Source organism: Yoonia vestfoldensis DSM 16212 (genome assembly GCF_000382265.1).
In the GTDB taxonomy this organism is placed as follows: Bacteria; Pseudomonadota; Alphaproteobacteria; order Rhodobacterales; family Rhodobacteraceae; genus Yoonia; species Yoonia vestfoldensis.
Genome location: NZ_KB908016.1, coordinates 1 through 1,295, shown reverse-complemented (window position 1 = coordinate 1,295; position 1,295 = coordinate 1). Strand labels below are relative to the sequence as shown.

The following is a 1,295-nucleotide window of genomic DNA, read 5'->3' as shown; positions in this document are numbered from 1 at the left end:
TTTGTCATCATCATCTCCTCGCTTGCAGCATCATGCTGCTGTTGCGCGGAAAATCCACTTATCCCAGTTGTTCAAATTTGCGCAGCCACCTCTAACAACATAGTCTAACAATCGTTCAGCCAATTTCGCGCGCTCTTGTGAAGTGTCGCGGCGCCGATAGCTGGCATCGAGCCCTTTAAGTGAGTGATCGCAGAATGCATCCGCGACATGGTCTGGGATCGGTGGTGTCGTGATACGGCAGAACTCCTTGATGGAGTTTCTGAACCCGTGTGTGGTCAGTCTAGGGTCGAATCCCTTCAGAACCTTCAACACCGCATTGGGTGTCAAATTGCTGCGCTTTACAGGGCTAGCAAAAATGAACTGATTGACCGCCGACTCGCCAAGTCCACGACCAACTTTCATTGCGCTGAGGATCTCAACCAACTCTTTCGGCAATTCCAATGAGTAGGGTCGCCCTGATTTCATGCGGCCAGGGGTCGCCTTATCATCGCGCTCCGGGACCGTCCAGACGCGAGTGCTTATGTCGACATGAGACCACTCTGCATTGACGATCACGCTGACACGATGACCGGTCACCATTGCGGTTAGGATCGCAGCTTTTACCGATGCGCTCGCATTCGTGGTCTGTAGCCACCGCCACAACTCTGGCATCTTGGAAGCAGCCAATGTCCCATGATGCTTTTTCTTGCTTACCCGTTTGGGGAAGCTCCCACGTGGAGGAGTGGGATTAACCTCGCAAAGCTCCTTGACGATCGCTAGTTCGAATACCTTGTTGATATGCCCCAAGGCATGCCCTGCTGTGACGGGTATCTCGCGAAACAATGGCGCGAGTAGATCAAATATCTCGCGACGCCGAATCTCGGTAAGTAAACGATTTCCAATGACTGGGCTGATGTGCTGCTCATGGATAGCCTGTGGTCGGCGCCGACTAGGCCCCTTCTGCAGGGTTGGGCTCACATCGGCAAACCATTGCTTCCACATTTCATCGTAGGTGACGACCCTGACCAACTCGTTAGGACCGAGGCCAGCAAGTATCTCTCCGCGCACAATACCATCTAGATCCGTTGCTGACTTTGCGTTTGCAAACCCGCGTAAAAGAGCGTCTTTTCCAAAGCCTTCTTTCTTTAAACGCTTCGCGGCAAGAGCGAACTCTCTGGCCTTCGCAAGACTTGTTTGTGGGTAATCCCCGATCTTAAGCCAGGTTGTTGATTGTCACTGAGAACTGACCCGGCATTTTCATCGAGATCTGACCCACCCAGTCGTTATGATCTGCGTATTATGATGGCGTCAATGGT

General features: G+C 52.4%; 1 protein-coding gene. It reads right to left on the bottom strand.

The features are described from left to right. Positions 1-30: 30 nt before the first annotated feature. Positions 31-1,047 carry a tyrosine-type recombinase/integrase gene (locus H147_RS20190; RefSeq protein WP_019956985.1) on the bottom strand — a complete coding sequence of 339 codons (1,017 nt, stop codon included), beginning with the start codon at positions 1,045-1,047 and terminating at the stop codon, positions 31-33. Between the last annotated feature and the right edge of the window lie 248 nt (positions 1,048-1,295).